Origin of the sequence: Pseudomonas alkylphenolica, assembly GCF_004025535.1 — a bacterium.
Taxonomy (GTDB): Bacteria; Pseudomonadota; Gammaproteobacteria; order Pseudomonadales; family Pseudomonadaceae; genus Aquipseudomonas; species Aquipseudomonas alkylphenolica_A.
Map to the genome: position 1 here is coordinate 239532 of NZ_QJRG01000044.1, position 23899 is coordinate 263430.

Below are 23899 nucleotides of genomic sequence, written 5' to 3' on the forward strand. Positions count from 1 at the left end.
AACAGTTTGAAAGCAGTGCAGGTCCCCTTTCCTTGTCGGGCTTTTCCTGTCTTTCTGGTGGTCTATCGCTTATTCAGATATCGGCCGATTCGAGCCAAAGCTTAAACAGAGGGTGAAAAAACATGCCTGACACTTCGCAGTTTATTCTTGGCGCCGATCCAGCCGGACAACCCGTGGCGCAGGCCATGCGCCTGGCCAACCGACATGGCCTGGTGGCCGGTGCTACCGGTACCGGCAAGACCGTCACGCTGCAGCATATGGCCGAGGCGTTCAGTGATGCTGGGGTGGCGGTATTTGCCGCCGATGTCAAAGGTGATCTGTGCGGGCTGGGGGCCGTCGGCACTCCACAGGGCAAGGTTGCCGAGCGGATTGCCGGCATGCCCTGGCTCGGGCACCGGCCACAGGCGTACCCGGTGAGTTTGTGGGATATCCACGGACAGTCCGGTCACCCGTTGCGCACCACCCTCAGCGAAATGGGCCCGCTGTTGCTGGGTAATTTGCTGGAGCTGACGGATAGCCAGCAAGCGGCGTTGTATGCGGCGTTCAAGGTAGCTGACCGCGAAGGCTTGCTGCTGCTGGACATCAAAGACCTCAAGGCGCTGTTGGCGCACCTCAAGGACAACCCGCAATTGCTCGGCGACGACAGTGCCCTGATGACGACCGGCTCCAGCCAGGCGTTGTTGCGGCGTTTGGCAACGCTGGAGCAGCAGGGCGCCGAAGCCTTGTTCGGGGAGCCTGCCTTACAACTGGAGGACCTGTTGCGCCCGGATGCTGATGGCCGTGGGCGTATTCATCTGCTCGACGCCAGCCGCCTGGTGCATGAAGCACCAAAGGTTTATGCCACCTTCCTGCTGTGGCTGCTTGCGGAGTTGTTTGAACAACTGCCTGAGCGCGGTGATGCCGACAAACCGCTGCTGGCCTTGTTCTTCGATGAGGCCCACCTGTTGTTCAACGGCACGCCAAAGGCGTTACAGGACCGTCTGGAGCAAGTGGTCCGGCTGATCCGTTCCAAAGGCGTCGGTGTGTACTTCGTGACCCAGTCACCCAGCGATCTGCCGGATGACGTGCTGGCGCAACTGGGGCTGCGAATCCAGCATGGGCTGCGTGCCTTCACCGCCAAGGAACAAAAGTCCTTGAAGGCGGTAGCTGACGGCTTTCGTCCGAACCCCGATTTTGACACTTTGAGCGTGCTGACGGAGCTGGGCATTGGTGAAGCGCTGGTCGGTATCCTGCAGGAAAAAGGCACGCCTGGCATGGTCCAGAGGGTGTTGATCGCGCCACCGCAGTCGCGTATCGGGCCTTTGACTGAAGCCGAACGGGCAGCCTTGATTGCCGCTTCGCCCCTGGCCGGTCGTTACGACAAGCCGGTGGACCGTGAGTCTGCCTACGAAATGCTCACCGCGCGCAAAGGTGGCGAGGCGGCGCCTGAGCAAGCGCCGAAGGCAGCACCCGCGCAAGAGAGCTTCGCCGACCAGGCGGGGGAGTTTCTGCAGAGCGCGGCCGGGCAGGCGATCAAATCGGCGGTGCGCCAGGCGGCCAACCAGTTCGGGCGTCAGTTGGTGCGCGGCTTGATGGGTTCGCTGCTTGGCGGCAGCAAGCGCCGGTAGCAGTCAGCCCGCAGGCACGAAAAAGGCGCCCGAAGGCGCCTTTTTCAATGCAGTTCAGTTCAAACGATGAACTTGGTTGCAAACCAGAACAACGCCGCCGACAGGCCCACGGTTGCCGGCAGGGTCAGGACCCAGGCCAGCAGGATGGTCTTGACGGTGCCACCTTGCAGGCCGCTTTTGTTCGCGACCATGGTACCGGCTACACCCGAAGACAAAACGTGGGTGGTCGATACCGGCAGGCTGAAGATGTTGGCCATGCCGATTGCGCACGCTGCGGTGATCTGCGCCGACATGCCCTGGGCATAGGTCATGCCCTGCTTGCCGATTTTCTCACCGATGGTCAGTACGACACGTTTCCAGCCGACCATGGTACCCAGGCCCAGGGCCAGGGCAACTGCGAGGATGACCCAGAACGGTGCGTACTCGGTGGTGGCGGTCAGGTCTTTGCGCAGCTTGTCGAGGTCCGCTTTCTCACGGGCCTGCAGGCCTGGCAGCTTGCCGACTTTCTTCGCGGTATCGTCCAGGCAGAGCAGGTAACGACGTACTTCAACGCGTTTTTCCGGGCTCAGCGAACGGTACTCAGTCACGCCTTTGAGCGAGTTGAGCAGGGCATCGATGGTCGGTTCGGTTTGTTGCGGGTTGCAGCTGAACTGCTCTGGCAGGTCGCCAGTCTTGGCTTTGCCCAGCGCCAGGAATTCGCCCAGCGTGGCTTCGTTACGCTGATAGAACTGGCTCAGGTGCAAAGTGGCGTCACGGGTACGCTCGATCTGGTAGGTGGTGCTGTTCAGGTCGAGAACGAACTGCGCCGGAACGATACCGATCAATACCAGCATGATCAGGCCGATGCCTTTTTGACCATCGTTGGAGCCGTGCACGAAGCTCACGCCCATGGCCGAAATCACCAGTACCAGGCGGTTCCAGAACGGCGGGTGCTTCTTGTCGTCGAGCTTGCGGCGCTGTTCGGGGGTCTTGTGCATCTTCGACAACGGGCGCCACCATTTGAGGCCCAGCAATACCAGGGCTGCTACGGCGAAACCGGCCATTGGCGAAAGCAGCAGGGAAACGCCGATGTCGATTGCCTTCTGCCAGTTGACTCCGTCACCCAATGGAATGTCGCTGATCAGGGCGTTGGCCAGGCCTACACCGAGGATCGAACCGATCAGGGTGTGGGAGCTGGACGCCGGGATACCGAAGTACCAGGTCCCCAGGTTCCAGGCGATGGCTGCGGCCAGCAAGGAGAAGACCATGGCCAATCCATGACCGGTGTTCACATTGATCAGCAGTTCTACTGGCAATAGATGCACGATGGCGTAGGCCACCCCGACACCGCCGAGCAGCACGCCGAGGAAGTTGAACACCCCGGAGAAGAACACCGCCAGGTGCGGAGGCATGGCTTTGGTATAAATGACTGTAGCTACCGCGTTTGCGGTGTCATGAAAGCCATTGATGAACTCGAAGGCGAGTACGAAGGTCAAAGCGAGCAGCAGGCTCACCAGTACCCAGGCATCAAGTCCGCTGAATAAATCGATCATGAAGGTTTTCTGACCCGGTCATAAGGGGGCGCGATTATGCCAGAAATCCCTGCTAATCGATGCATCTGCCGCTGACTGGTTAGCGTCCGTTCGGCGCTTTTTGGCACAGCGGAGTGTCGGGAATGATTAGGGAAATGTCGGCTAAAATCTGGAAAAATCGAGAAAATACAAAGCTATACGACAGAAATGGTCGCAGATTAAAGATTCAAACGATCGTATGAAATTTGTGAGAATCCGTTACGATCTGCTGTAAGCACTGTAACGATCATCCGGCAGGACTTTTTTCAAGTACCAGCCATCCGCCTGCCAGAGGCAGGCGGTGCGGACGACGGTCAGGACTCGTCGGCTTTGAGTTCTTTCTCGATCTTTTGCAGTTCCTGGGCGAACGCCTGGTCATGAATAGTGGCGCGCTTGCGCCAAGGCTTACGCTCCGGGTCCGGTTGGGCGGCGTAGGTGGTGACTTCCCCGCCGTAAACTTCCTTGTAACGTTGTTCCTGGCGCTCAAGTTCCGCGCGCAGTTCGTCTTTCGTCACAGTGCTACCTGTTGGTTGTGAATAAACTCCGGCGTTAACACGTGAGGACGCTGTGCACCGGCACAAGTTACACGTGGCTACGCTGCCAGAGCGGCATGACTGTCGCAGCAACAGTAGGTTCTTAATAGGCAAGTCATTACGAGTGACTGAGCACTCTATGTGACCAGACTTGCAGTGGGTCAGTTCCCGAAAACACTTCAGGCAAGTGCAGGTTGGATCCTACAACGGCCTGCAAGGCATTGGGTACTGAACTTTATTATAGCAAGCAAGTTTAATCACTGTGCCAATCAATATTGTTTGCTAAATGACAACAAAGGTTGGCTTTTGTTACACGACTGTTAATGCTGGTGAACAGGTGCGTGGCGCATGTGTCGGCCATGCAGCGTTGTCAGGCGCCAGGCAATAAAGCCGGAGGAGGAAAAAACGGCCTCGCTTCGGGGGCAAGGCCGTGCCTGGGACTTCTACGGTGGGTACCTGACCAGTCTCTCCAAGAAGCCACATAGTGGCGGTGGAAAGGTATAAGCAATTGAGGGTAGCGGTCAATTGCGATTATCGGTCGTTGGTTCGATAATCGCCCCAGAGACTGTGTGCCGAGGTAAGCCATGACAGAAGATACAACGCCCAAAGGGCCCGGATTGAACGATCAGGTGCGCACGTCGTTTGCGTCGCTGGCGCCGCCCATCGTCGCATCACCGGCCAGGCGTATCCAGGCGTTTACCGGTGATCCCGATTTCATGACCTCGCTGGCCCGTGGCCTGGCAGTGGTCCAGGCCTTTCAGGAGCGCAAGCGGCATCTGACCATTGCCCAGATCAGCCACCGCACGGAAATTCCCCGTGCGGCCGTTCGTCGTTGCCTGCATACCTTGATCAAGCTGGGGTATGCCACCACTGACGGGCGCACCTATTCGCTGCTGCCCAAGGTCCTGACCCTGGGCCATGCCTACCTGTCGTCGACCCCTCTGGCGGTGTCGGCCCAGCCCTACCTGGACCGTATGAGCGATCAGTTGCACGAAGCCTGCAACATGGCCACCCTCGAGGGCGACGACATCCTTTATATAGCCCGCTCGGCTACCGTCCAGCGCCTGATCTCCGTGGACCTCTCGGTAGGCGGCCGGCTGCCGGCCTACTGCACGTCCATGGGCCGGATTCTGCTGGCCGCGCTGGACGATGCGACCTTGCACGAATACCTCGAGCATGCCGACCTGCAGGCCAAGACCAGCCGCACCATCCACGACCCGGTGGCGCTGCTCGAATGCCTGCAGCAAGTGCGTCAGCAAGGCTGGTGTGTGGTCGACCAGGAACTGGAGCAGGGCCTGCGTTCAATTGCCGTGCCGGTCTACGACGCGTCCGGGCAGGTGCTGGCTGCCTTGAACGTCAGTACCCATGCCGGCCGGGTCAGCCGCACCGAACTGGAACAACGCTTTTTGCCGATCATGCTCGCCGCCAGCCGCGACCTGAGTGCCCAGTTGTTTATCTGATATAGCGCATTCCTGTTCGATAAACGCACAGAGTTGCGTTTATCGAATTGCGCAGGTTTCAGCGTCTTATTAATGTCCCTCGCAACGGTCAACTGCCCCTGACCGAACATAATAATGAGCGAGAGGCGCATGCCCCATGACCCACTTCCCTTCAAAGCCCCGTACCTGCCTGTCGACGCTGAGACGACGCGCTAGCTGACGTTTCGATATCTCCTGACGCTTACCGTCTGTGCCGTTTTCGCGCGCACCCGCACACCCGCGCGCTTTATCTGGATAAAAACAATGAACAGTCCCCAAGCTGCTGTTGGCAAATGCCTTGATGTGCAGTCCTTCATTAATAACCAGCCGTTGTCACGTTATCAGTGGCGCGTGGTCATCCTGTGTTTCCTGATTGTTTTCCTTGATGGCCTGGACACTGCGGCGATGGGCTTTATCGCCCCGGCGTTGTCTCAGGACTGGGGGATCGACCGTGCCAGCCTGGGCCCGGTGATGAGCGCCGCACTGATCGGCATGGTGTTCGGTGCGCTGGGTTCGGGGCCGCTGGCTGACCGCTTCGGGCGTAAAGTAGTGCTGGTCGGGGCGGTGGTGCTGTTCGGTGCCTTCAGCCTGGCGTCCGCCTACAGCACCAACGTTGACCAGTTGCTGGTACTGCGCTTTCTGACGGGCCTGGGCCTGGGTGCCGGCATGCCTAACGCCACGACCTTGCTGTCCGAGTACACCCCCGAGCGGCACAAGTCGCTGTTGGTGACCAGCATGTTCTGCGGCTTCAACCTGGGCATGGCGGGTGGCGGTTTCATTTCGGCCAAGCTGATCCCGATGTTCGGCTGGCACAGCTTGCTGCTGATCGGCGGCGTGCTGCCGCTGCTGCTGGCGGTCGTGCTGCTGGTCTGGCTGCCGGAATCGGCGCGCTACCTGGTGGTGCGTAACCGCGGTGCCGACAAAGTGCGCAAGACCCTGGCGCCGATCGAGCCGTCCATCGTTGCCCAGGCAGCGAGCTTCAGTGTGCCGGAACAGAAGACCGTCAAGGCCCGCAACGTCTTCGCGGTGATCTTTTCCGGTACCTACAGCGTCGGCACGCTGTTGCTGTGGCTGACTTACTTCATGGGCCTGGTGATCGTCTATCTGCTGACCAGCTGGTTGCCGACCCTGATGCGCGACAGTGGCGCAAGCATGGAGCAGGCCGCCTTTATTGGTGCCTTGTTCCAGTTCGGTGGGGTATTGAGTGCGGTGGTCGTCGGTTGGGCTATGGACCGTTACAACCCACACAAAGTCATCGGCACGTTCTATCTGCTTGCCGGGGTATTTGCCTACGCCGTAGGGCAGAGCCTGGGCAACATCACCTTGCTGGCTACCCTGGTGCTGATTGCCGGTATGTGCGTCAACGGCGCGCAGTCGGCCATGCCGTCCCTGGCGGCACGCTTCTACCCGACCCAGGGTCGTGCCACCGGCGTTTCGTGGATGCTCGGTATCGGTCGCTTTGGCGCCATTCTCGGTGCCTGGATGGGGGCCACCTTGCTGGGTCTGGGCTGGAACTTCGAGCAGGTGCTGACGGCGCTGGTGATCCCGGCCGGATTGGCCACGGTGGCGGTGATCGTCAAAGGCGTGGTCAGCCATGCCGATGCTACCTGAAGGCCATGCTTAGCTAGGTAACAATATGTTCGATAATCGAACAGATAGTCGATTATCGGATTGAATGGGGAAATGCCCCGTCTTAATCTGACCCCATACCGGCGCCGTCCACGGCGCCATGCACACCGACCTCGACTCAGCATATCCAGGAGTCTGCAATGGCTGAAATCCTCTCGCTCCACGACGCCGTGAAGCAGTTTGTCCACGACGGTGACAGCGTCGCCCTCGAAGGCTTCACGCACTTGATTCCGACCGCCGCCGGGCATGAAATCATTCGTCAGGGCAAGAAAGAGCTGACCCTGGTACGCATGACGCCTGACCTGATCTACGATCAGCTGATCGGCGCCGGTTGTGCCCGCAAACTGATTTTCTCCTGGGGTGGCAACCCTGGCGTGGGTTCTCTGCACCGTCTGCGCGATGCCGTTGAAAAACAATGGCCACAGCCGATGGAGATCGAAGAGCACAGCCACGCGGACCTGGCCAACGCCTATGTTGCCGGGGCTTCGGGCCTGCCGTTCGCAGTACTGCGCGCCTACGCCGGCTCCGATCTGCCCAAGGTCAACCCGCTGATCAAGAGCGTTACCTGCCCGTTCACCGGTGAAGTACTGGCCGCCGTGCCATCGGTACGTCCGGATGTCACCGTAATCCACGCACAGAAAGCCGACCGCAAGGGCAACGTGTTGCTCTGGGGCATTCTTGGCGTCCAGAAAGAAGCCGCCCTGGCAGCCAAGCGTTGCATCGTCACCGTCGAAGAAATCGTTGATGACCTCAACGCCCCGATGAACGCCTGCGTGTTGCCTACCTGGGCACTGTCGGCGGTGTGCCTGGTGCCAGGCGGCGCGCACCCGTCTTACGCACATGGTTACTACGAGCGCGACAACCGTTTCTACCAGGCTTGGGACCCGATTGCGCGCAATCGCGAAGCCTTCACAGCCTGGATTGACGAATACATTCGCGGCACCACTGACTTCAACGATTTCAAGGCAAAACTGGCCCGCGCTTCGGAGGCTGCACAATGAGCTACTCCACCAATGAAATGATGACCGTCGCCGCAGCCCGTCGTCTGCGCAATGGTGCAGTCTGCTTCGTCGGCATCGGCCTGCCGTCCAAGGCCGCCAACCTGGCGCGCCTGACCTCGTCGCCTGACGTGGTGCTGATCTACGAATCCGGCCCGATCGGTGCCAAGCCAAGCGTGCTGCCGCTGTCCATCGGCGACGGCGAACTGGCCGAAACGGCCGACACCGTAGTGCCGACCGGCGAGATTTTCCGCTACTGGCTGCAGGGCGGCCGTATTGACGTGGGTTTCCTCGGTGCCGCCCAGGTTGACCGCTTCGGCAACATCAACACCACCGTGGTCGGTGATTACCATCAGCCGAAAGTGCGCCTGCCTGGCGCCGGTGGCGCGCCGGAGATTGCCGGTTCCGCCAAGCAGGTGCTGATCATCCTCAAACAGTCGAACCGCGCCTTTGTCGACAAGCTCGACTTCATTACCTCGGTGGGGCATGGCGAAGGCGGCGATTCGCGTAAACGCCTGGGCCTGCCAGGTGAAGGGCCGGTGGGCATCATCACCGACCTGTGCATCATGGAGCCGGAAGCCGGCACCAACGAGTTTGTCGTGACGTCGATCCACCCGGGCGTGACCCGCGAGCAGATCATCGACGCTACCGGTTGGGCCATTCGTTTCGCCGACAACGTCGCGACCACGGCTGAGCCCAATGAGGTCGAGCTGACCGCCCTGCGTGACCTCGAAGCGCGCACCGCTGCCGCTCACGGCCAAGCGCCAGGAGAAGCCTGATGCGTGACGTATTTATCTGCGATGCCATCCGTACGCCCATCGGCCGCTTTGGCGGCGCGCTGGCCGGGGTGCGTGCCGATGACCTGGCCGCCGTGCCGATCAAGGCGCTGATCGAGCGTAATCCGCAGGTGCACTGGGATCAGCTGGACGAAGTGTTCCTTGGCTGCGCCAACCAGGCCGGTGAAGACAACCGTAACGTCGCCCGTATGGCACTGTTGCTGGCCGGTCTGCCAGACAGCGTTCCAGGCGTAACCCTGAACCGCCTCTGTGCCTCGGGCATGGACGCCGTGGGTACCGCCTTTCGTGCCATTGCCAGCGGCGAGATGGAGCTGGCGATTGCCGGCGGCGTCGAGTCGATGTCGCGTGCGCCGTTTGTGATGGGCAAGGCCGACAGTGCCTACTCGCGCAACATGAAGCTGGAAGACACCACGATTGGCTGGCGCTTCATCAACCCGTTGATGAAAGCCCAGTACGGCGTCGATGCCATGCCGCAGACGGCTGACAACGTCGCTGACGATTACCAGATCTCGCGTGCCGATCAGGACGCCTTTGCCCTGCGTAGCCAGCAACGTGCCGCCGCCGCGCAGGCTGCCGGTTTCTTCGCGGAAGAAATCGTGCCGGTGCGCATCGCTCACAAGAAAGGCGAGATCATCGTCGATCAGGACGAGCACCCGCGGGCCGACACCACGCTGGAAGCCCTGACACGACTGAAGCCGGTCAACGGTCCTGACAAAACCGTCACCGCTGGCAATGCCTCGGGCGTCAACGACGGCGCCGCGGCACTGATCCTGGCTTCGGCCGAGGCGGTGAAAAAACACGGCCTGACCCCACGTGCCCGCGTCCTGGGTATGGCCAGTGCCGGTGTTGCACCACGGGTCATGGGTATCGGCCCGGTGCCGGCAGTGCGCAAGCTGGCCGAGCGTCTGGGTGTGGCTGTCAGCGATTTCGATGTCATCGAGCTCAATGAAGCCTTCGCCAGCCAAGGCCTGGCAGTGCTGCGTGAACTGGGCCTGGCCGACGATGCCGCGCAGGTCAATCCCAACGGTGGCGCCATTGCCCTGGGGCACCCGCTGGGCATGAGTGGAGCACGCCTGATCCTCACGGCGCTCCATCAGCTGGAGAAATCCGGCGGCCGCAAAGGCCTGGCGACCATGTGTGTCGGCGTCGGGCAGGGCCTGGCCCTGGCCATCGAGCGCGTGTAAAACCAATGACCCCGGCTGTACGGCTCCCACGCAGGGTCGTACACCGGGGTGATTGTTGTGTGGAACGAGGGTGTTACTAGATGTGTCTAGACTTCAACTACCCTCCAAGAGTGAACTGTCATGACATCAGCCTATTACACCGGTGAGGAGCGCAGTAAGCGCATTTTCGCCATCGTCGGCGCCTCCTCGGGCAACCTGGTCGAATGGTTCGACTTTTACGTCTATGCCTTCTGCGCCATCTACTTTGCTCCGGCGTTTTTCCCCTCCGACGACCCCACGGTGCAATTGCTCAACACTGCCGGGGTGTTCGCGGCTGGCTTTTTGATGCGTCCGATCGGTGGCTGGCTGTTTGGCCGGGTTGCCGACCGTCATGGCCGCAAGAATTCAATGATGATCTCGGTGCTGATGATGTGCGCCGGATCGCTGGTGATCGCCTGCCTGCCCACCTACGCCACGATTGGCGCCTGGGCCCCGGCACTGCTGTTGCTGGCGCGCCTGTTCCAGGGCCTGTCGGTGGGTGGCGAATACGGCACCACCGCGACCTACATGAGTGAAGTGGCGCTGCGTGGTCAACGCGGCTTCTTCGCCTCTTTCCAGTACGTGACCCTGATCGGCGGCCAGTTGCTGGCCGTGCTGGTGGTGGTGATTCTGCAGCAGATCCTGACAGAAGATGAACTGCGCGCCTGGGGCTGGCGTATTCCTTTTGTGGTGGGTGCGATTGCAGCGTTGATTTCGCTGTTCCTGCGTCGTTCGCTGGAGGAAACCAGCAGTGCCGAAACCCGTAACGACAAAGAGGCTGGCAGCATCGCCGGTTTGTTCCGCCACCATACGGCAGCTTTTATCACCGTGCTGGGGTACACCGCCGGCGGCTCGCTGATTTTCTACACCTTCACCACCTACATGCAGAAGTACCTGGTCAACACGGCAGGCATGAGTGCCAAGACGGCGAGCTTCATCATGACCGGCGCGCTGTTCCTGTACATGTGCATGCAGCCGCTGTTCGGCATGCTCTCCGACCGCATTGGCCGGCGTAATTCGATGCTGTTGTTCGGCGCCCTGGGTACCGTATTCACCGTGCCGATCCTGATGGCACTGAAAACGGTCACCAGCCCGTTCTTGGCCTTCGTGCTGATTACCCTGGCCTTGTGCATCGTCAGTTTCTATACCTCGATCAGCGGCCTGGTCAAAGCCGAGATGTTCCCGCCGCAGGTGCGTGCGCTGGGTGTGGGCCTGGCCTACGCCGTGGCCAACGCGATCTTTGGCGGTTCGGCCGAGTACGTGGCGCTGGGGCTGAAATCCATGGGCATGGAAAGCACCTTTTACTGGTACGTTACCGCCATGATGGCGATTGCCTTCCTGTTCAGCTTGCGCCTGCCCAAGCAGGCCGCTTACCTGCACCACGATCATTGACCTGTTGAAGGACGTGTAGATGAACCCGCGACCGGGCAATCAGTTGTTCGATGCCTACTTCACCGCGCAAGCCATGCGTGAAGTGTTTTCCGACCGTGGCCGGATCCAGGGCATGCTTGATTTCGAAGCGGCCCTGGCCCGTGCCGAGGCGGCTGTTGGGGTGATTCCTCAGGTCGCCGTGGCACCTATCGAGCTGGCTTGCCAGGCCGAGCGCTACGACTTTGCGGCATTGGCCGAGGCCATCGGCATTGCCGGCAATTCGGCGATTCCACTGGTCAAGGCGCTGGGCAAGGTGATCGCCAGCGGCGTACCCGAGGCCGAGCGTTACGTGCACCTGGGGGCTACCAGCCAGGATGCGATGGACACCGGCCTGGTCCTGCAACTGCGCGCGGCCTTGAACCTGATCGAAGCCGATCTGCAGCAACTGGCCGAATCCCTGGCCGTTCAGGCCCGTGCCCATGCCGACACGCCGCTGGCCGGGCGCACCTGGCTGCAGCATGCAACGCCGGTCACCCTGGGCATGAAGATCGCGGGTTGGCTCGGTGCTTTGACCCGCCATCGCCAGCGCCTGCAAGAACTCAAGCCACGCTTGCTGACCCTGCAATTTGGCGGTGCTTCCGGCACCCTGGCCGCACTCGGCGACAAGGCTTTGCCGGTCGCCGAAGCGCTGGCCCGGCAACTGGACCTGCAACTGCCGGAGCAACCCTGGCACACCCAGCGCGATCGCCTGGTGGAGTTTGCCGCGGTGCTTGGCCTGATCGCCGGCAGCCTCGGCAAGATGGGGCGTGATATCAGCCTGCTGATGCAGACCGAGGCGGGCGAAGTGTTCGAGCCCGCAGCGCCGGGCAAGGGTGGTTCGTCGACCATGCCGCACAAGCGTAACCCGGTGGGGGCGGCGGTATTGATCGGTGCGGCAACGCGGGTGCCGGGGCTGGTATCGACACTGTTTGCCGCCATGCCGCAGGAGCATGAACGCAGCCTCGGGCTGTGGCACGCCGAGTGGGAAACCCTGCCGGAGATCTGCTGCCTGGTCTCGGGTGCCTTGCACCAGGCGCGGATCATCGCCGATGGCCTGCAGATAGACGCAGCGCGCATGCGCTACAACCTCGACCTGACCCAGGGCCTGGTGCTGGCCGAGGCGGTGAGCATCGTCCTTGCGCAGCGCCTGGGCCGCGACACCGCCCATCATTTGCTGGAAACCTGCTGCAAACGGGCAGTGGCTGAACAACGCCACTTGCGCGCCGTACTCGGCGATGACCCGCAAGTGAGCGCCGAACTTTCGGCAGACGAACTCGATCGTCTGCTTGATCCCGCGCATTACCTCGGCCAGGCACGTGTCTGGGTCGAGCGTGCGCTGGCAGAACACCACCAATTCAATGCCTGAGGAGGCTGCTGTGGCACAGGTACAACTCGCCGATGGCGCACTGAACTATCAACTCGACGGGCCTGAGCATGCGCCAGTGCTGGTGCTGTCCAACTCCCTGGGTACCGACCTGCACATGTGGGATACCCAGGTACCGGCCTTTGCCGCGCACTTTCGGGTATTGCGCTACGACACCCGTGGTCATGGCGGTTCGCTGGTAACCGAAGGCCCATACAGCATCGAGCAACTGGGCCAGGACGTGCTGGCGCTGCTGGATGCCCTGAACATCGAACGCGCACATTTTTGCGGTCTGTCCATGGGTGGCCTGATCGGCCAGTGGCTGGGCATCAATGCCGGTGAGCGCCTGAACCGCCTGATCGTCTGCAACACCGCAGCCAAGATCGGCAACCCCGAGGTGTGGAACCCGCGTATCGAAATGGTCCTGCGTGATCGCCAGCAAGCCATGACCGGCCTGCGCGATGCGTCCATCGCCCGCTGGTTCACCCCGGCTTACGCCGCAGCGCATCCGGAGCAGGCCAAGCGCATCACCGACATGCTCGCCGCCACCTCGCCTGAAGGCTATGCCGCTAACTGCGGCGCCGTGCGCGATGCCGACTTCCGTGATCAGCTGGGTGAAATCCGTGTACCGCTGCTGGCCATTGCCGGCACCGAAGATGCCGTGACGCCACCTTCGGGCAGCCTGTTCATCCAGGAGCATGTGGTCGGTGCCGAATACGCCGAGTTCCATGCGGCGCATTTGTCCAACGTTGAAGTCGGCGAGCCGTTCAGCCGCCGCGTCATCGATTTTCTGCTGGCTCGCTGAGGAACCTGTCGTGGACGAAAAGCAACGTTACGAAGAGGGCATGAAGGTGCGCCGGGCGGTGCTCGGCGATACCCATGTCGACCGCAGCCTGAGCAACCTGACCGCGTTCAACAGCGAGTTTCAGGAAATGATCACCCGTCACGCCTGGGGTGATATCTGGACCCGTCCGGGCCTGCCGCGGCACACCCGCAGCCTGATCACCATCGCCATGCTGATCGGCATGAACCGCAATGAAGAACTCAAGCTGCACTTGCGCGCCGCCGCCAACAATGGCGTGACGCGCGAGGAGATCAAGGAAGTGCTGATGCAGAGTGCGATCTACTGCGGTATTCCGGCGGCCAATGCGACGTTCCATCTGGCCGAGTCGGTCTGGGACGAGCTGGGCGTCGAATCGCGGGCGTAGGCGCGAGCCACTCAGATAGCCGCATTCTTCTGCCGGATCGCTACGGGTCCGGCATTGCGCTCGATGGCCAGTTTCAATTCCGGGCACAGGCCCAACAGGAACGCCAGTTCCGCCACCACAAACAGCGGTCCGATGATCAAACCGCTGATATCGTCGACAAACGCCGGTTTGCGCCCTTCATAGTGGTGACCGACAAACTGGATCACCCAGCCGACCACGAACAAGCCCAGACCGGCACTCAACCAGACCATCGTGCTCTGCAGCGCCAGCACCTGGCCGAGCCACAGGCACATGCCCAGTAGCAGCCCCATGATCAAGCCGAAGCGCAGATCCAGGCGCAGGTAGAACCAGGCCGATACCAACGCCGCCAGCAATGCCGGTGACAACCACACTCCGGCCAGTTCCAGCCCCGGGCGGGACAGCAACACGGTGACCGCGACCACGATCATCGGGATGCCGACGAAGTGGGTGGCAATGTTGCGCGGGTCACGGTGGTAGGCTGCGTATTGACTCAGGTGTTCGACCAGGTTTTTCATTATTGTTCCTCCTGTAGGGTGGCCTGAGCATGCCCTGCAGACATTTTGGCTGTCTGTCGGCTAGGCGACAGAGTTGACCTCAGAGGCGTTATGAAGCGTGATCCCATCTGGCGCGAGACGTTGCTCCAGGGCCACTGGTTCAAGCAGTTACCGTTATCGCTTCAGGATAGTCTGCTGGACGTTGCCCGGCTGCGTGAGCTGGCATCCGGGCAGTACCTGTTCCAGCGCGGCGATGCGCCGTGCGGTCTGTATGCGGTAGTGAGCGGAGCCATGCGCGTCGGTGCGGTCAGCCGGGACGGCAAAGAGGCGCTGCTGACATTGGTGCAGGCGCCGCAATGGTTTGGCGAGATCAGCCTGTTCGACGGCCAGCCACGCACCCACGATGCCCAGGCAGAAGGTTCCGTCAGTTTGATCTGGGTGCCCCAGGCAGCGCTGTTGGCATTGCTGAGGCAACACCCTGAGCATTGGCGAGACTTTGCTTTGCTGATGAGTCAGAAACTGCGCTGGGTGTTCATCGAACTGGAACAGCAAAGCCTGTTGGCAGCGGCCCCGCGGGTCGCCCACCGGCTGCTGCAGATCGCCGCCGGCTACGGCGAAGTGGACGGCAGCCGGTGGGTGTTGCAGCTGTCGCAGGAGCAACTGGCGCTGATGCTGTCGCTGTCTCGGCAGACCACCAACCAGATCCTCAAGTCGCTGCAGCAGGAAGGGGCGCTGCGCCTGGGCTATGGCGAGATCGAGATTCTCGATCCCGCCCGACTGCAGGCGTTGACTAGTCCGGCTGAAACGGTGACTCGCTGAGGATCACCCCGGTTTCCTCAACGTACTTCTGCCATTCACCAAGCAATGCAGTGAGCTTGGCCGGTTGTGCCAGGGCCAGGTCGTCGATCTCGCCGGGATCGTTGGCCAGGTCGTACAGCTGCCAGGTTGCCGGGCCCACCGGGCCGGGGATGTACACGGCTTTCCATTGCCCCTGGCGAATTGCCCGGCGGCCGAACAGCTCCCAGCCGGTCACGGTGTTTTCATCGTGCACCTGCTCGGTTTCGCCCGACAGGTAACCCAGCCACGACTTGCCACGCAGGGCGGCGACGTCGCGCCCGCGCCAGCGGGTGCCGGGATGGCGCACACCGGCAAGGTCGAGCAGGGTCGGGGTGATGTCCATCACCGTGCTGAACTGATGGCTGATCTGCCCCTGGCGGCTGAGCGCCGGGTAGTGCACCAGTGCCGGCACGCGAATGCCGCCTTCGCTGGTAAAGGCCTTGAACAGGCGCGACGGTGCGGTGGCCGCCTGGGCCCACTGCGGGCCATACCAGACGTAGGAGTTGGCTCGGCCGATGTTGTCCAAGCTGTTGTCGTAGTGCTGGTCCAGGTAACTGGCCAGGTGTGGGCCGAACTTGGGGAAGGCTTCGAGTAGTGCACCTTCGGCGCCGTTGTCGGACATGAACAGCACCAGGGTGTTGTCCAGTTGCCCCTGGTTGCGCAGGTAGTCCAGCACGCGCCCGATGTTCCAGTCCATGCGCTCGACCATAGCGGCGTAAACCTCCATGGACCGTGCCGAGCGCTGGCGCTGCTCGTCGCTGAGGCTGGCCCAGTGGTTGTCGACCGGGTGGGCACGGGTGTCGGCGGCGATCAGGCCAAGTGCGCGCAGTTTTTCCAGGCGCTCCTGACGCAACACTTCCGGGCCTGCGTCGTAACGGCCCTTGTAACGTGCGACCACTTCGGCCGGCGCCTGCAACGGCCAGTGCGGGGCAGAGAAGGGCAGGTAGGCGAAGAACGGGCGGCTCTGGTCGCGTTCTTTGAGGTACTGCAGCAACTTGTCGCCAAAGGCGTCGGAGGAGTAGAAGCCCTCAGGCAGTTCCTCGACAAAGGTCTGGTCTTCGATGTACAGCGCCGGCGTCGACTTGAGCAGGCGCGGGGTCTGCTCGTCATAGGTCGGCTCGAAACCGTAATGGTTGGCCGCGCCGGGCAACAGGGCGAACGAGCGCTCGAAACCGCGGGCATGGGGTGCCAGTTCGGCTTTCAGGCCCAGGTGCCATTTGCCGCTCATCAGCGTTTGGTAACCCGCCTCGCGCAGCAGTTCCGGCAGCGCTACCACGCGGTCGTTGAGGTAGCCCTCGTAACCGGGTTTGCCGATGAGGTCTGGAGTCAGCGCTTCGGCCATGGTGCCGATACCGGCAATGTGGTGGTCGGTGCCGGTCAGCAGCATCGAACGCGTCGGCGAGCAGGTGGGTGCGGTGTGAAAGTCGGTCAGGCGCAGGCCGGCAGTGGCCAGGGCATCCAGGTTTGGCGTGCTGATTTCGCCGCCGAAGGCGCCGAGGTCAGAGAATCCCAGGTCATCGGCAACGATGACCAGAAAGTTGGGGCGTTGGCTCATGGTCAGCTCTCAATAGGCAAGGTAGGACAAGGGCAGGTTATGGATCTGTTCGGGGGCCGCCGGCAGGTAACGGTCGTCGGCGGTCAGCTCGTGCAGCAAGGCCTCGCGCAAGCGGTGGAAACTGTGGCTGGCACGCTGGCGCGGGTGCGCCAGGTCGATGCGCTGGATGCGTTTGATACGCCCGGGGCGTGGCTCCAGGACCACCACGCGGTCAGCAAGAAACAGCGCCTCTTCGACGTCGTGGGTCACCAGCAAGGTGGTGATGCGTGCACGCGCGCGGATCGCCAGCAGTTCGTCCTGCATCTGCTGGCGGGTCAGGGCGTCGAGGGCGCCGAACGGCTCGTCGAGCAACAGGATGCGCGGGCTCGACACCAGGCCGCGGGCAATCGCCACGCGCTGCGCCATGCCACCGGAAAGCTGATGCGGGTAGGCCTGGCTGAAGTCCTGCAAGCCGACCAGGGCGATGTAGTCGGCGATGCGCTGTTCGCGTTGCTGCGCCGACAAGGGCTCGTTGACCAGGCCCAGGGCGATGTTGTCGTGAACCGTCAGCCAGGGGAACAGGCGGTGTTCCTGAAACACGATGCCGCGCTCACTGCCGATGCCGGTCAGCGGCTTGCCGTCGATCAGGATCTGTCCCTGGTAATCGTTGTCGAGGCCGATCAGCAGGCGCAGCAGGGTGGATTTACCACATCCACTGGCGCCGACAATGGCAACGAACTCGCCATCGGCGATTTGCAGGTTGAAGTCGCGAATGGCTTCCAGCTCACCGCCGGCCACCGCAAAGTGCTTGCTGATCTGGTTGAAGCTGACCAAAGGATGGGCGATTGCGTTCATGCTCGTCTCCAGCGCGTGGCACGCGCTTCGATGTATTGTCCGAGGGCGCCCAGCAGTGCGCCGGTGAGGCCGACCAGGAGCATCGCGGCCATGATCAGGTCCATGCGCAGCAGTTGCTGGGCGCCGATCATCAAGCTGCCGATGCCACCACCGGAGGGCATGAAGTACTCGGCGCCGATGGTGCCGAGCCAGGCATAGATGAGGCCGATGCGCAGCCCGGCGAATATCCCCGGTGCTGCGCCGGGAAGCACCAGGCGCAGCAGACGCTGGAGCAGATTCAGGTGCAGGACCCGAGCGGCTTCTTCCAGTTGTGCGGAGCGGTTGGCGACGCTGCGCTGCGTGGCAATGAACAGCGGGAAGAACGCGGCCAGCCCGACAAATACCCATTTGGTCAACTCGCCCAGGCCGAACCAGGCCGTAAGCAGCGGTACCCAGGCGAAGATGGCGATCTGGCGCAGGCCGGCAAGAGTCGGTCCAAGTAGACGTTCGGCCGGGCGCGACAGGCCTAGCCACAACCCCAGCGCAAAGCCCAGGCCGCCGCCCAGCAACAGGCCGCCCAGCGCCCGACCGACACTGACGGCCAGCGCCGAGGTCAGTGAGCCGTCGAGCAGGCCATCCCAGGCGGTGACCAGCACCTGCCTGGGGGCCACGAGGATGGTTGCGTCGACCCACTGCAACTGGTTCGCCAGTTGCCAGACGATCACCAGGGCCAGCGGCAACAGCAAGGCCTGCAGGTACTCGACACCCTGCAGGCGCTGAACCCGCAATTCGGCGCCGGCTGGATGCGGCCAGTGCACCAGGCGCCGCTCCAGCCAGCCCAGGCCGCGGTCCATGGCAAAACCGAGCAGGCCGATGACGGCGATGCAGACAAACACGATATCGAGCATGAACAGCTGGCGGGCCCAGACCATCAGGTAGCCAATGCCCTCACTGGAGGCGAGCAACTCGACCGCCAGCAGTGAAGACCATCCCGTGGCCAGCGCCAGGCGCACACCGGCCATGAAGGCGGGCAGGGCAGCGGGCAGGATCAGCCGGGTGATCAACAGGTGTCGCGGCAGCTTGAGCACTGCCGCCGCTTCACGCAGGCGCGGTTGCGCATCCCGCACGCCGACCAGGGTGTGCAGGGTGACCGGAACAATGATGGCTTTGACCAATACCACCAGCTTGAGCACTTCGCCGATACCGAACAGCACCATGAACAACGGCACCCAGGCCAGCGTCGGGATTTGCGCCAGCGCATTGAAGGTGGGTAGCACCAGGCGTTCGGCGCGCCGGCTGACGCCCAGCCAGGCACCCAGCACGGCGCCGCTGCCAACACCGACCAGCAGGCCGATCAGCAAGCGTTGCAGGCTGATCGCCAGGTGTGACCACAGTTCGCCCCCGGCCAGCTCCTGTGCGCTTTGCCAGACCACGACGGGCGCCGGCAGGATCTGTTCGCTCATCCACAGGTTGCGACTGGCCAGCCACCACAACAGCGCCAGGCCGAAGGGCAGGTACCAGGCACTCAGGTGCCCTCGATAGGCGCTGATGAAGGGGCGCAGGCGTTGACCGGGCGGGGCCAGGGACGGGCTGGAAAGTGAGGCTCGGGCCATGGCGAAGCTCCGTGAATGGGTATTTATATATTCCTTTTGAGTCTATTTAACTGAAAATAAATTCGAATAGCTCATAAGAGAGCGCATTTAAAACAGGCATGGGGCCGTGTATCCAATGCATTCGAAGCATATTTTTCTTGTGTCGTCTGCATGAGCTTCGCAAAGGCCCGTACTGCCTCGTTTATTCCTTTTGATTATTAAAATGTAATTTAATAGTATTTATTTGCTGGTAAGCGATGTGGTTAGCGTGGCGGCACCATTACAAGGAGTCGCGCCATGAACCTGTCGATCAATCGTGTTTTCAGCCTGTTTGCCGCCCCCGCCCTGGCCGCTGTGGTGGGCTGGCTGCCGCCGCTGGCCCAGGCGGTCGAGGTCCGTGAGATTCGTATCGCCGTGCCCGACCTGAGCGCGGGCACGAAGAACTCCGGTGGCGGCGTCAGCGATGTACTGCGTAACCAGCAGCTACTGGAAAAAGCCTTTGCGGCCGACGGCATCAAGATCCAGTGGAACTACTTCAAGGGCGCAGGCCCGGTGATCAACGAAGCTTTTGCCAACGGCCAGGTCGACTTCGCGTACCTGGGTGATCTGGCTGCCATCATCGGCAAGGCCAATGGCGTGGACACGCGCTTGCTGGCGGCCACGGGGCGCGGCATCAAGCATTACCTCGGTGTGGTCCCTGGTAGCGGCATCAAGACCTTGCAAGACCTGAAAGGCAAACGCGTGGCGATCTTTCGCGGCACCGCCAGCCAGTTGTCGTTTGACGCAGCCCTGGCCAGCCAGGGGCTGAGCGAGAAAGACCTGAAAGTGATCAACCTCGACTTCAGTGCCGCCGTGGCCGCGCTGGCCGCCCGGCAGATCGATGCCACCTGGGGCCTGTCGGGCCTGAATGCGCTGCAGGAACGCGGTTTGGCCGAGTTGCCGCTGAACACCCGTGACCTGGGCGGCGTGGGCAGTATTCAGGCGGTGCTGGTGGGCGCGGGTGCGTTTGTCGATGCTCACCCCGAGCTGGTGCAACGTCTGCTCGAGACGCAGCAGCAGGCGGTGCAGTGGTTGAGCGATGAAAACAACAAAACGGCCTATATCGAACTGGTCTCGGAACTGGCCAGCTACCCACCGGTGATCCTCCAGCGTGACTTGCAGGACGAGGTACTGGGGCAGACGTTTCGCTCAAGCCTCGACCAGCCGTTCCTCGATCAGCTCCAGGCCTCGGTGGACCTGGCTGCCGAGCAACGGCTGATCCGCAAGCCGTTCAAGGTCAGCCAGTGGCTGGCGCCTCAGGCTACCCGGCCAGCACCTGCAGCGCTGGCTGCTGATCGAGGCTGATCAGGGTATCGATCATCGCCCGCGCCGCCGGTGACAGGCGAAACCCGCTGCGGCTGACGATGCCGCAGCGGGCATTGAGGCTGTCGAGGTTAGCCGGCAGGTTGCGCCAGTGCAGCCGTACCAGGCGCCCTTGGCGAATATCCTCGGCAAAGGCTTCTTCGGTGCCGATGCCAATGGCATCGCTGGCCAGCACTCGGTGCAGCAGCGTCGGCAGGTGCTCAGTGAGCAACTGCGGGGTGAAGTCGGTTTTGCCGCTGAGGTTGGCCAGCAGTTTGCGTACGCCCGGTGGAATCAGTGTGGTCGCCAGCGGGTAGTCGAACATGTCGTTTGTCGACAGGCTTTCCTTGGCCAGCAACGGATGCCCCGGACGGCAGAAAAACAGACCGCGACGCTGGTTCAGGGGCACAGTGTGAAAGTTCGGGTCTGCTTCGAACTGACGGATGTCGGCGATGAAGAACTCGATCTCTTCGCGGTTCAAGGCCCGACTGAGTTTCTCCCAGTTATCCACTTCGAGGCGGGTGTGTACCTTGGGGTAAGCCTGAAGGAATTGCGCCAGCGCCCGCGGCACCAACTGCACTGCCGGCGCCGGCCCGCAGCCGAAATGCAGCTCGCCGGCATCGAGCTTGGTCATCTGCAGCACTTCGCTACTCAACTGCGCGGCGCCTTGCACTAGGCGCAAGGCGTGCTGTAGCACCACCTGGCCTTCCGGGGTGGGGCGCAACTCCTTGTTGCCACGGTCGACCAGCACGCACCCGAACTCCTGTTCCAGGCCCTGGATACTCCGGCTGAAAGCCGGTTGGGTAATGCCCATGGCGTCTGCCGCGCGGACAAAACTGCGGTGTTCAGTAAGGGCGATGAAGTAACGCAGTTGGCGAAGATCCATATGCTTTCCCGGCATTCCAAAAATACGGCGAAGGTATTTGCCGCCACGAAGCCTCAGGTTTTAAATGCAAGCTCTTATTCCGTCAATGAAGCACTTGAATATCTGTTAGAGCTTATTTGCATATAGATAGCGCCAGTGTTTTATCGGCATTTTCCCAGAGCAGCCAGATGAGGGTCGTCACATGAGCAATGCCGCACACGCCGTAGCACCGAGCAACCACGTGCTGGACATCCATCCGGTGGCCGGACGCATCGGTGCCGAGATTCGCGGGGTCCAGTTGAGTGCCGACCTTGAGCCTGCCGTGATCGAGGCCATCCAGGCCGCGCTGGTGGAGCACAAGGTGATCTTCTTCCGCGCCCAGCATCACCTCGACGACCAGGGCCAGGAAGCATTTGCGCACCTGCTGGGTGAGCCGATTGCCCACCCCACAGTGCCGGTTCGCGAAGGCACGCGCTTTCTGCTGGAACTGGATGGCGAGCGTCGGGCCAACTCCTGGCATACCGATGTGACCTTCGTCGAGGCTTACCCGAAGGCATCGATCCTGCGCTCGGTGGTCGCGCCGGCGTCGGGTGGCGACACGGTCTGGGCCAACACGGCGACGGCCTACCAGGACCTCCCGGCCGAACTGCAGGCCCTGGCCGACAAGCTCTGGGCAGTCCACAGCAACGAATACGACTATGCGGCCGCCAAGCCGAATGTCACCGCCGAGCAGCAGGAAAGCTACCGTCGTATCTTCACCTCGACAGTGTATGAAACCGAGCATCCGGTGGTGCGCGTACACCCGGTCAGCGGCGAAAAGCACCTGTTGCTCGGCCACTTCGTCAAACGCCTCAAGGGCTATTCGCAGTTTGACTCCAGCCACCTGTTCAACCTGCTGCAGAGCCATGTCACGCGCCTGGAAAATACCGTGCGCTGGCGCTGGCAGGCGGGTGACGTGGCGATCTGGGACAACCGTGGCACCCAGCACTATGCCGTCGATGATTACGGCACGCAGAACCGGGTTGTGCGTCGGGTAACCTTGCAGGGCGATGTGCCGGTCGGCATCAACGGCCAGCGCAGCCGCACCACCCGCGGGGCATAAACGGCAGGGCGGCGACCCTGGGTCGCCGCCCGGGCTCAGAGAATGCTGATCGGGTAACTGATGATCAGACGGTTCTCATCGAAGGCGTTGGTACTGTAGTCGCGGCGCATGGTCGAGTTGCGCCATTTCACCGACAGGTTCTTCAGCGTGCCGGACTGGATCACGTAGGCCAGCTCCGATTCACGTGCCCATTCTTCGCCATCGCTGACCGTTGCGGTGTGCACATTGTCACCGCTGATGTAGCGGTTCATCAGGGTCAGGCCGGGGATACCGACACCGGCAAAGTTGAAGTCGTGGCGCACTTGCCAGGAGCGTTCCTTGGCATTGTCGAAGCTGGAGTTGTAGCTGTCGTTGGCCAGCGAGCCGCCACTGGTGCCGTTGACCCGCATCCAGGCATCGTCACCACTGACTTTCTGCAGGCCGACGTAGAAGGTGTTGCTCCCGTACTTGGCCGACAGCAGGGCAGACGCGGTGCGGTTGTCCAGCTCACCGGCCCGTTCGGCGCCATCTTCCTTGCCGAAAAAGTAGCCGAGGTTGGCGCCCAGGGTCCAGTCGCCCAGAGGCTGGCTGTGTACCAGGTTGATGTACTGCTGGCTGTAGATGTCTTTGAGCTCGGCATTCCACAGGCCGATCAGCGTACGTTTGTCGTTGAAGCTGTACTCGCCACCGACAAAATTGAAACGGTCGGAGGTAAAGGCCGCCTTGCCGTTCATCGACATGTCTTCCATGCTCGCGTCGTTGCGCGGGCTGTTGCCACGGAACTGGCCGGCGTACAGGGTCAGGCCGGCGATTTCCTGGGAAGTGATCTGCCCGCCGCGGAACGTTTGCGGCAACGAGCGGCCATCGTCCGAGCGCAGGATCGGCAGTACCGGCATCCACTCGCCCATTTTCAGTTCGGTGTTGGAGACCTTGGCCTTGAGGGCCACACCCAGGCGACCAAAGTCATCGGCAGGGCGGCCATCGTCATGCACCGGCAACAGGTGGGTGCCGGCGGTGCCTTTGCCGCCATCCAGCTTGACCGAATACAGCCCCAGTACATCGACGCCGAAACCGACAACGCCCTGAGTGAACCCCGAGCGTGCATCGAGAATGAAGCTTTGGGTCCATTCTTCGCCTTTGCTTTGCGGGTAGGCCGGGTCGACGAAGTTACGGTTGATGTAGAAGTTGCGCAGGTTGAGGCTGGCTTTGGCGTCTTCGATAAAGCCGCCTTCAGTTGCTACGGCGGGCAAGGCGCAAGCCATGGCCAGCAGGCCGGGAAGCAGGTGTCGTGCGGTGGGAGGTGTGGTCATCTTCGCTATGTCTCTTGTTTTTATGTAAGCCGAAACCGTCCGCTGTGACGTGTTGAGGTCACAGGCCGGGTAGCGATCTTTGGGTGCGGCATGAAGAAGCTGCGAAAGGATGGTGCGGTGGCGGGGAGGGGGAATCAATTCGTTACAAGCGGTACTGGGCGATAACCGAACACTAACTGGTTAGTTACTTTTGATTTTGTAGGAGCGGATTTATC

Annotated in this window: 21 protein-coding genes; 13 read left to right on the top strand and 8 right to left on the bottom strand. The window is 61.8% G+C overall.

Annotated features, from left to right (window positions below):
- The first annotated feature begins 122 nt into the window (after positions 1-122).
- Positions 123-1607, top strand: coding sequence for a helicase HerA-like domain-containing protein (locus DM813_RS13885; RefSeq protein WP_128323966.1), 1485 nt, complete (start codon positions 123-125; stop codon positions 1605-1607).
- 59 nt (positions 1608-1666) lie between these two features.
- Here the strand turns inward: DM813_RS13885 and DM813_RS13890 are convergent, their stop codons facing one another.
- Together DM813_RS13890 and DM813_RS13895 are read right to left on the bottom strand one after the other, a co-directional pair.
- Positions 1667-3139, bottom strand: coding sequence for an inorganic phosphate transporter (locus DM813_RS13890; RefSeq protein WP_128323967.1), 1473 nt, complete (start codon positions 3137-3139; stop codon positions 1667-1669).
- A 332-nt stretch (positions 3140-3471) separates the two neighbouring features.
- Complete coding sequence (locus DM813_RS13895; RefSeq protein WP_128323968.1) at positions 3472-3672, bottom strand: hypothetical protein; 201 nt, start codon at positions 3670-3672, stop codon at positions 3472-3474.
- 602 nt (positions 3673-4274) lie between these two features.
- Here DM813_RS13895 and pcaR point away from each other — a divergent pair.
- The 9 genes from pcaR to pcaC all read left to right on the top strand — a co-directional run bounded on the left by pcaR (position 4275) and on the right by pcaC (position 13775).
- Positions 4275-5150, top strand: coding sequence for a pca regulon transcriptional regulator PcaR (gene pcaR / locus DM813_RS13900; RefSeq protein ID WP_206617389.1), 876 nt, complete (start codon positions 4275-4277; stop codon positions 5148-5150).
- Positions 5151-5432: 282 nt separating this feature from the next.
- Positions 5433-6779, top strand: coding sequence for an MFS transporter (locus DM813_RS13905; RefSeq protein ID WP_128323969.1), 1347 nt, complete (start codon positions 5433-5435; stop codon positions 6777-6779).
- A gap of 158 nt (positions 6780-6937) precedes the next feature.
- A complete protein-coding gene (locus DM813_RS13910) occupies positions 6938-7798 on the top strand; it encodes a CoA transferase subunit A (protein WP_128323970.1) in 861 nt (286 codons plus the stop codon).
- Positions 7795-8574, top strand: a complete 780-nt coding sequence (locus DM813_RS13915) for a CoA-transferase subunit beta (protein ID WP_128323971.1) — start codon at positions 7795-7797, stop codon at positions 8572-8574. Before DM813_RS13910 ends, DM813_RS13915 begins: the two co-directional genes overlap by 4 nt.
- Positions 8571-9776 carry a 3-oxoadipyl-CoA thiolase gene (gene pcaF / locus DM813_RS13920; RefSeq protein ID WP_206617394.1) on the top strand — a complete coding sequence of 402 codons (1206 nt, stop codon included), beginning with the start codon at positions 8571-8573 and terminating at the stop codon, positions 9774-9776. Before DM813_RS13915 ends, pcaF begins: the two co-directional genes overlap by 4 nt.
- A gap of 120 nt (positions 9777-9896) precedes the next feature.
- On the top strand, positions 9897-11186 hold the full coding sequence (locus DM813_RS13925) for an MFS family transporter (protein ID WP_128323973.1): 1290 nt from the start codon (positions 9897-9899) through the stop codon (positions 11184-11186).
- Positions 11187-11205: 19 nt separating this feature from the next.
- Entirely contained in the window at positions 11206-12570 is a 1365-nt protein-coding gene (locus DM813_RS13930; RefSeq protein WP_128323974.1) for a 3-carboxy-cis,cis-muconate cycloisomerase, read from the top strand.
- A 10-nt stretch (positions 12571-12580) separates the two neighbouring features.
- Complete coding sequence (pcaD, locus tag DM813_RS13935) at positions 12581-13372, top strand: 3-oxoadipate enol-lactonase (protein ID WP_128323975.1); 792 nt, start codon at positions 12581-12583, stop codon at positions 13370-13372.
- A 10-nt stretch (positions 13373-13382) separates the two neighbouring features.
- On the top strand, positions 13383-13775 hold the full coding sequence (pcaC, locus tag DM813_RS13940; protein WP_128323976.1) for a 4-carboxymuconolactone decarboxylase: 393 nt from the start codon (positions 13383-13385) through the stop codon (positions 13773-13775).
- An 11-nt stretch (positions 13776-13786) separates the two neighbouring features.
- Here pcaC and DM813_RS13945 read toward each other — a convergent pair whose 3' ends face one another.
- Entirely contained in the window at positions 13787-14311 is a 525-nt protein-coding gene (locus tag DM813_RS13945; protein ID WP_128323977.1) for a DUF962 domain-containing protein, read from the bottom strand.
- A 90-nt stretch (positions 14312-14401) separates the two neighbouring features.
- Between DM813_RS13945 and DM813_RS13950 the strand changes: the two genes are divergently transcribed.
- Complete coding sequence (locus DM813_RS13950; protein ID WP_128323978.1) at positions 14402-15109, top strand: Crp/Fnr family transcriptional regulator; 708 nt, start codon at positions 14402-14404, stop codon at positions 15107-15109.
- Here DM813_RS13950 and DM813_RS13955 read toward each other — a convergent pair.
- The 3 genes from DM813_RS13955 to DM813_RS13965 are packed head-to-tail and all read right to left on the bottom strand — an operon-like array spanning position 15081 to position 19108.
- Positions 15081-16682, bottom strand: a complete 1602-nt coding sequence (locus tag DM813_RS13955; RefSeq protein ID WP_128323979.1) for an arylsulfatase — start codon at positions 16680-16682, stop codon at positions 15081-15083. The two genes, DM813_RS13950 and DM813_RS13955, sit on opposite strands and share 29 nt — an antisense overlap.
- Before the next feature lie 9 nt (positions 16683-16691).
- The gene (locus DM813_RS13960; protein ID WP_128323980.1) at positions 16692-17516 is read right to left on the bottom strand and encodes an ABC transporter ATP-binding protein; all 825 of its coding nucleotides are present in this window, start codon (positions 17514-17516) and stop codon (positions 16692-16694) included.
- Positions 17513-19108 carry an ABC transporter permease gene (locus tag DM813_RS13965; RefSeq protein ID WP_128323981.1) on the bottom strand — a complete coding sequence of 532 codons (1596 nt, stop codon included), beginning with the start codon at positions 19106-19108 and terminating at the stop codon, positions 17513-17515. Before DM813_RS13965 ends, DM813_RS13960 begins: the two co-directional genes overlap by 4 nt.
- A 276-nt stretch (positions 19109-19384) precedes the next feature.
- On the opposite strand from DM813_RS13965, the gene DM813_RS13970 reads away from it, so the two are divergent.
- Entirely contained in the window at positions 19385-20431 is a 1047-nt protein-coding gene (locus DM813_RS13970) for an ABC transporter substrate-binding protein (RefSeq protein WP_128323982.1), read from the top strand.
- Here the strand turns inward: DM813_RS13970 and DM813_RS13975 are convergent.
- Complete coding sequence (locus tag DM813_RS13975; RefSeq protein ID WP_128323983.1) at positions 20388-21314, bottom strand: LysR family transcriptional regulator; 927 nt, start codon at positions 21312-21314, stop codon at positions 20388-20390. The two genes, DM813_RS13970 and DM813_RS13975, sit on opposite strands and share 44 nt — an antisense overlap.
- Before the next feature lie 181 nt (positions 21315-21495).
- Here DM813_RS13975 and DM813_RS13980 point away from each other — a divergent pair, with 181 nt between their 5' ends.
- Positions 21496-22395: a TauD/TfdA dioxygenase family protein gene (locus tag DM813_RS13980; protein ID WP_128323984.1), complete on the top strand. Its 900-nt coding sequence runs from the start codon at positions 21496-21498 to the stop codon at positions 22393-22395.
- A 35-nt stretch (positions 22396-22430) separates the two neighbouring features.
- On the opposite strand, the gene DM813_RS13985 is transcribed toward DM813_RS13980, so the two are convergent.
- Entirely contained in the window at positions 22431-23684 is a 1254-nt protein-coding gene (locus DM813_RS13985; RefSeq protein WP_128323985.1) for an OprD family porin, read from the bottom strand.
- Positions 23685-23899: the final 215 nt, after the last annotated feature.

What these genes read in the sequence shown, in the direction of transcription:
- DM813_RS13885 (WP_128323966.1), top strand. Translation starts at nt 123, where the DNA reads ATGCCTGACACTTCGCAGTTTATTCTTGGCGCCGATCCAGCCGGACAA.
- DM813_RS13890 (WP_128323967.1), bottom strand. Translation starts at nt 3,139, where the DNA reads ATGATCGATTTATTCAGCGGACTTGATGCCTGGGTACTGGTGAGCCTG.
- pcaR (WP_206617389.1), top strand. Translation starts at nt 4,275, where the DNA reads ATGACAGAAGATACAACGCCCAAAGGGCCCGGATTGAACGATCAGGTG.
- DM813_RS13905 (WP_128323969.1), top strand. Translation starts at nt 5,433, where the DNA reads ATGAACAGTCCCCAAGCTGCTGTTGGCAAATGCCTTGATGTGCAGTCC.
- DM813_RS13910 (WP_128323970.1), top strand. Translation starts at nt 6,938, where the DNA reads ATGGCTGAAATCCTCTCGCTCCACGACGCCGTGAAGCAGTTTGTCCAC.
- DM813_RS13915 (WP_128323971.1), top strand. Translation starts at nt 7,795, where the DNA reads ATGAGCTACTCCACCAATGAAATGATGACCGTCGCCGCAGCCCGTCGT.
- DM813_RS13925 (WP_128323973.1), top strand. Translation starts at nt 9,897, where the DNA reads ATGACATCAGCCTATTACACCGGTGAGGAGCGCAGTAAGCGCATTTTC.
- DM813_RS13930 (WP_128323974.1), top strand. Translation starts at nt 11,206, where the DNA reads ATGAACCCGCGACCGGGCAATCAGTTGTTCGATGCCTACTTCACCGCG.
- DM813_RS13945 (WP_128323977.1), bottom strand. Translation starts at nt 14,311, where the DNA reads ATGAAAAACCTGGTCGAACACCTGAGTCAATACGCAGCCTACCACCGT.
- DM813_RS13950 (WP_128323978.1), top strand. Translation starts at nt 14,402, where the DNA reads ATGAAGCGTGATCCCATCTGGCGCGAGACGTTGCTCCAGGGCCACTGG.
- DM813_RS13955 (WP_128323979.1), bottom strand. Translation starts at nt 16,682, where the DNA reads ATGAGCCAACGCCCCAACTTTCTGGTCATCGTTGCCGATGACCTGGGA.
- DM813_RS13960 (WP_128323980.1), bottom strand. Translation starts at nt 17,516, where the DNA reads ATGAACGCAATCGCCCATCCTTTGGTCAGCTTCAACCAGATCAGCAAG.
- DM813_RS13965 (WP_128323981.1), bottom strand. Translation starts at nt 19,108, where the DNA reads ATGGCCCGAGCCTCACTTTCCAGCCCGTCCCTGGCCCCGCCCGGTCAA.
- DM813_RS13970 (WP_128323982.1), top strand. Translation starts at nt 19,385, where the DNA reads ATGAACCTGTCGATCAATCGTGTTTTCAGCCTGTTTGCCGCCCCCGCC.
- DM813_RS13975 (WP_128323983.1), bottom strand. Translation starts at nt 21,314, where the DNA reads ATGGATCTTCGCCAACTGCGTTACTTCATCGCCCTTACTGAACACCGC.
- DM813_RS13980 (WP_128323984.1), top strand. Translation starts at nt 21,496, where the DNA reads ATGAGCAATGCCGCACACGCCGTAGCACCGAGCAACCACGTGCTGGAC.
- DM813_RS13985 (WP_128323985.1), bottom strand. Translation starts at nt 23,684, where the DNA reads ATGACCACACCTCCCACCGCACGACACCTGCTTCCCGGCCTGCTGGCC.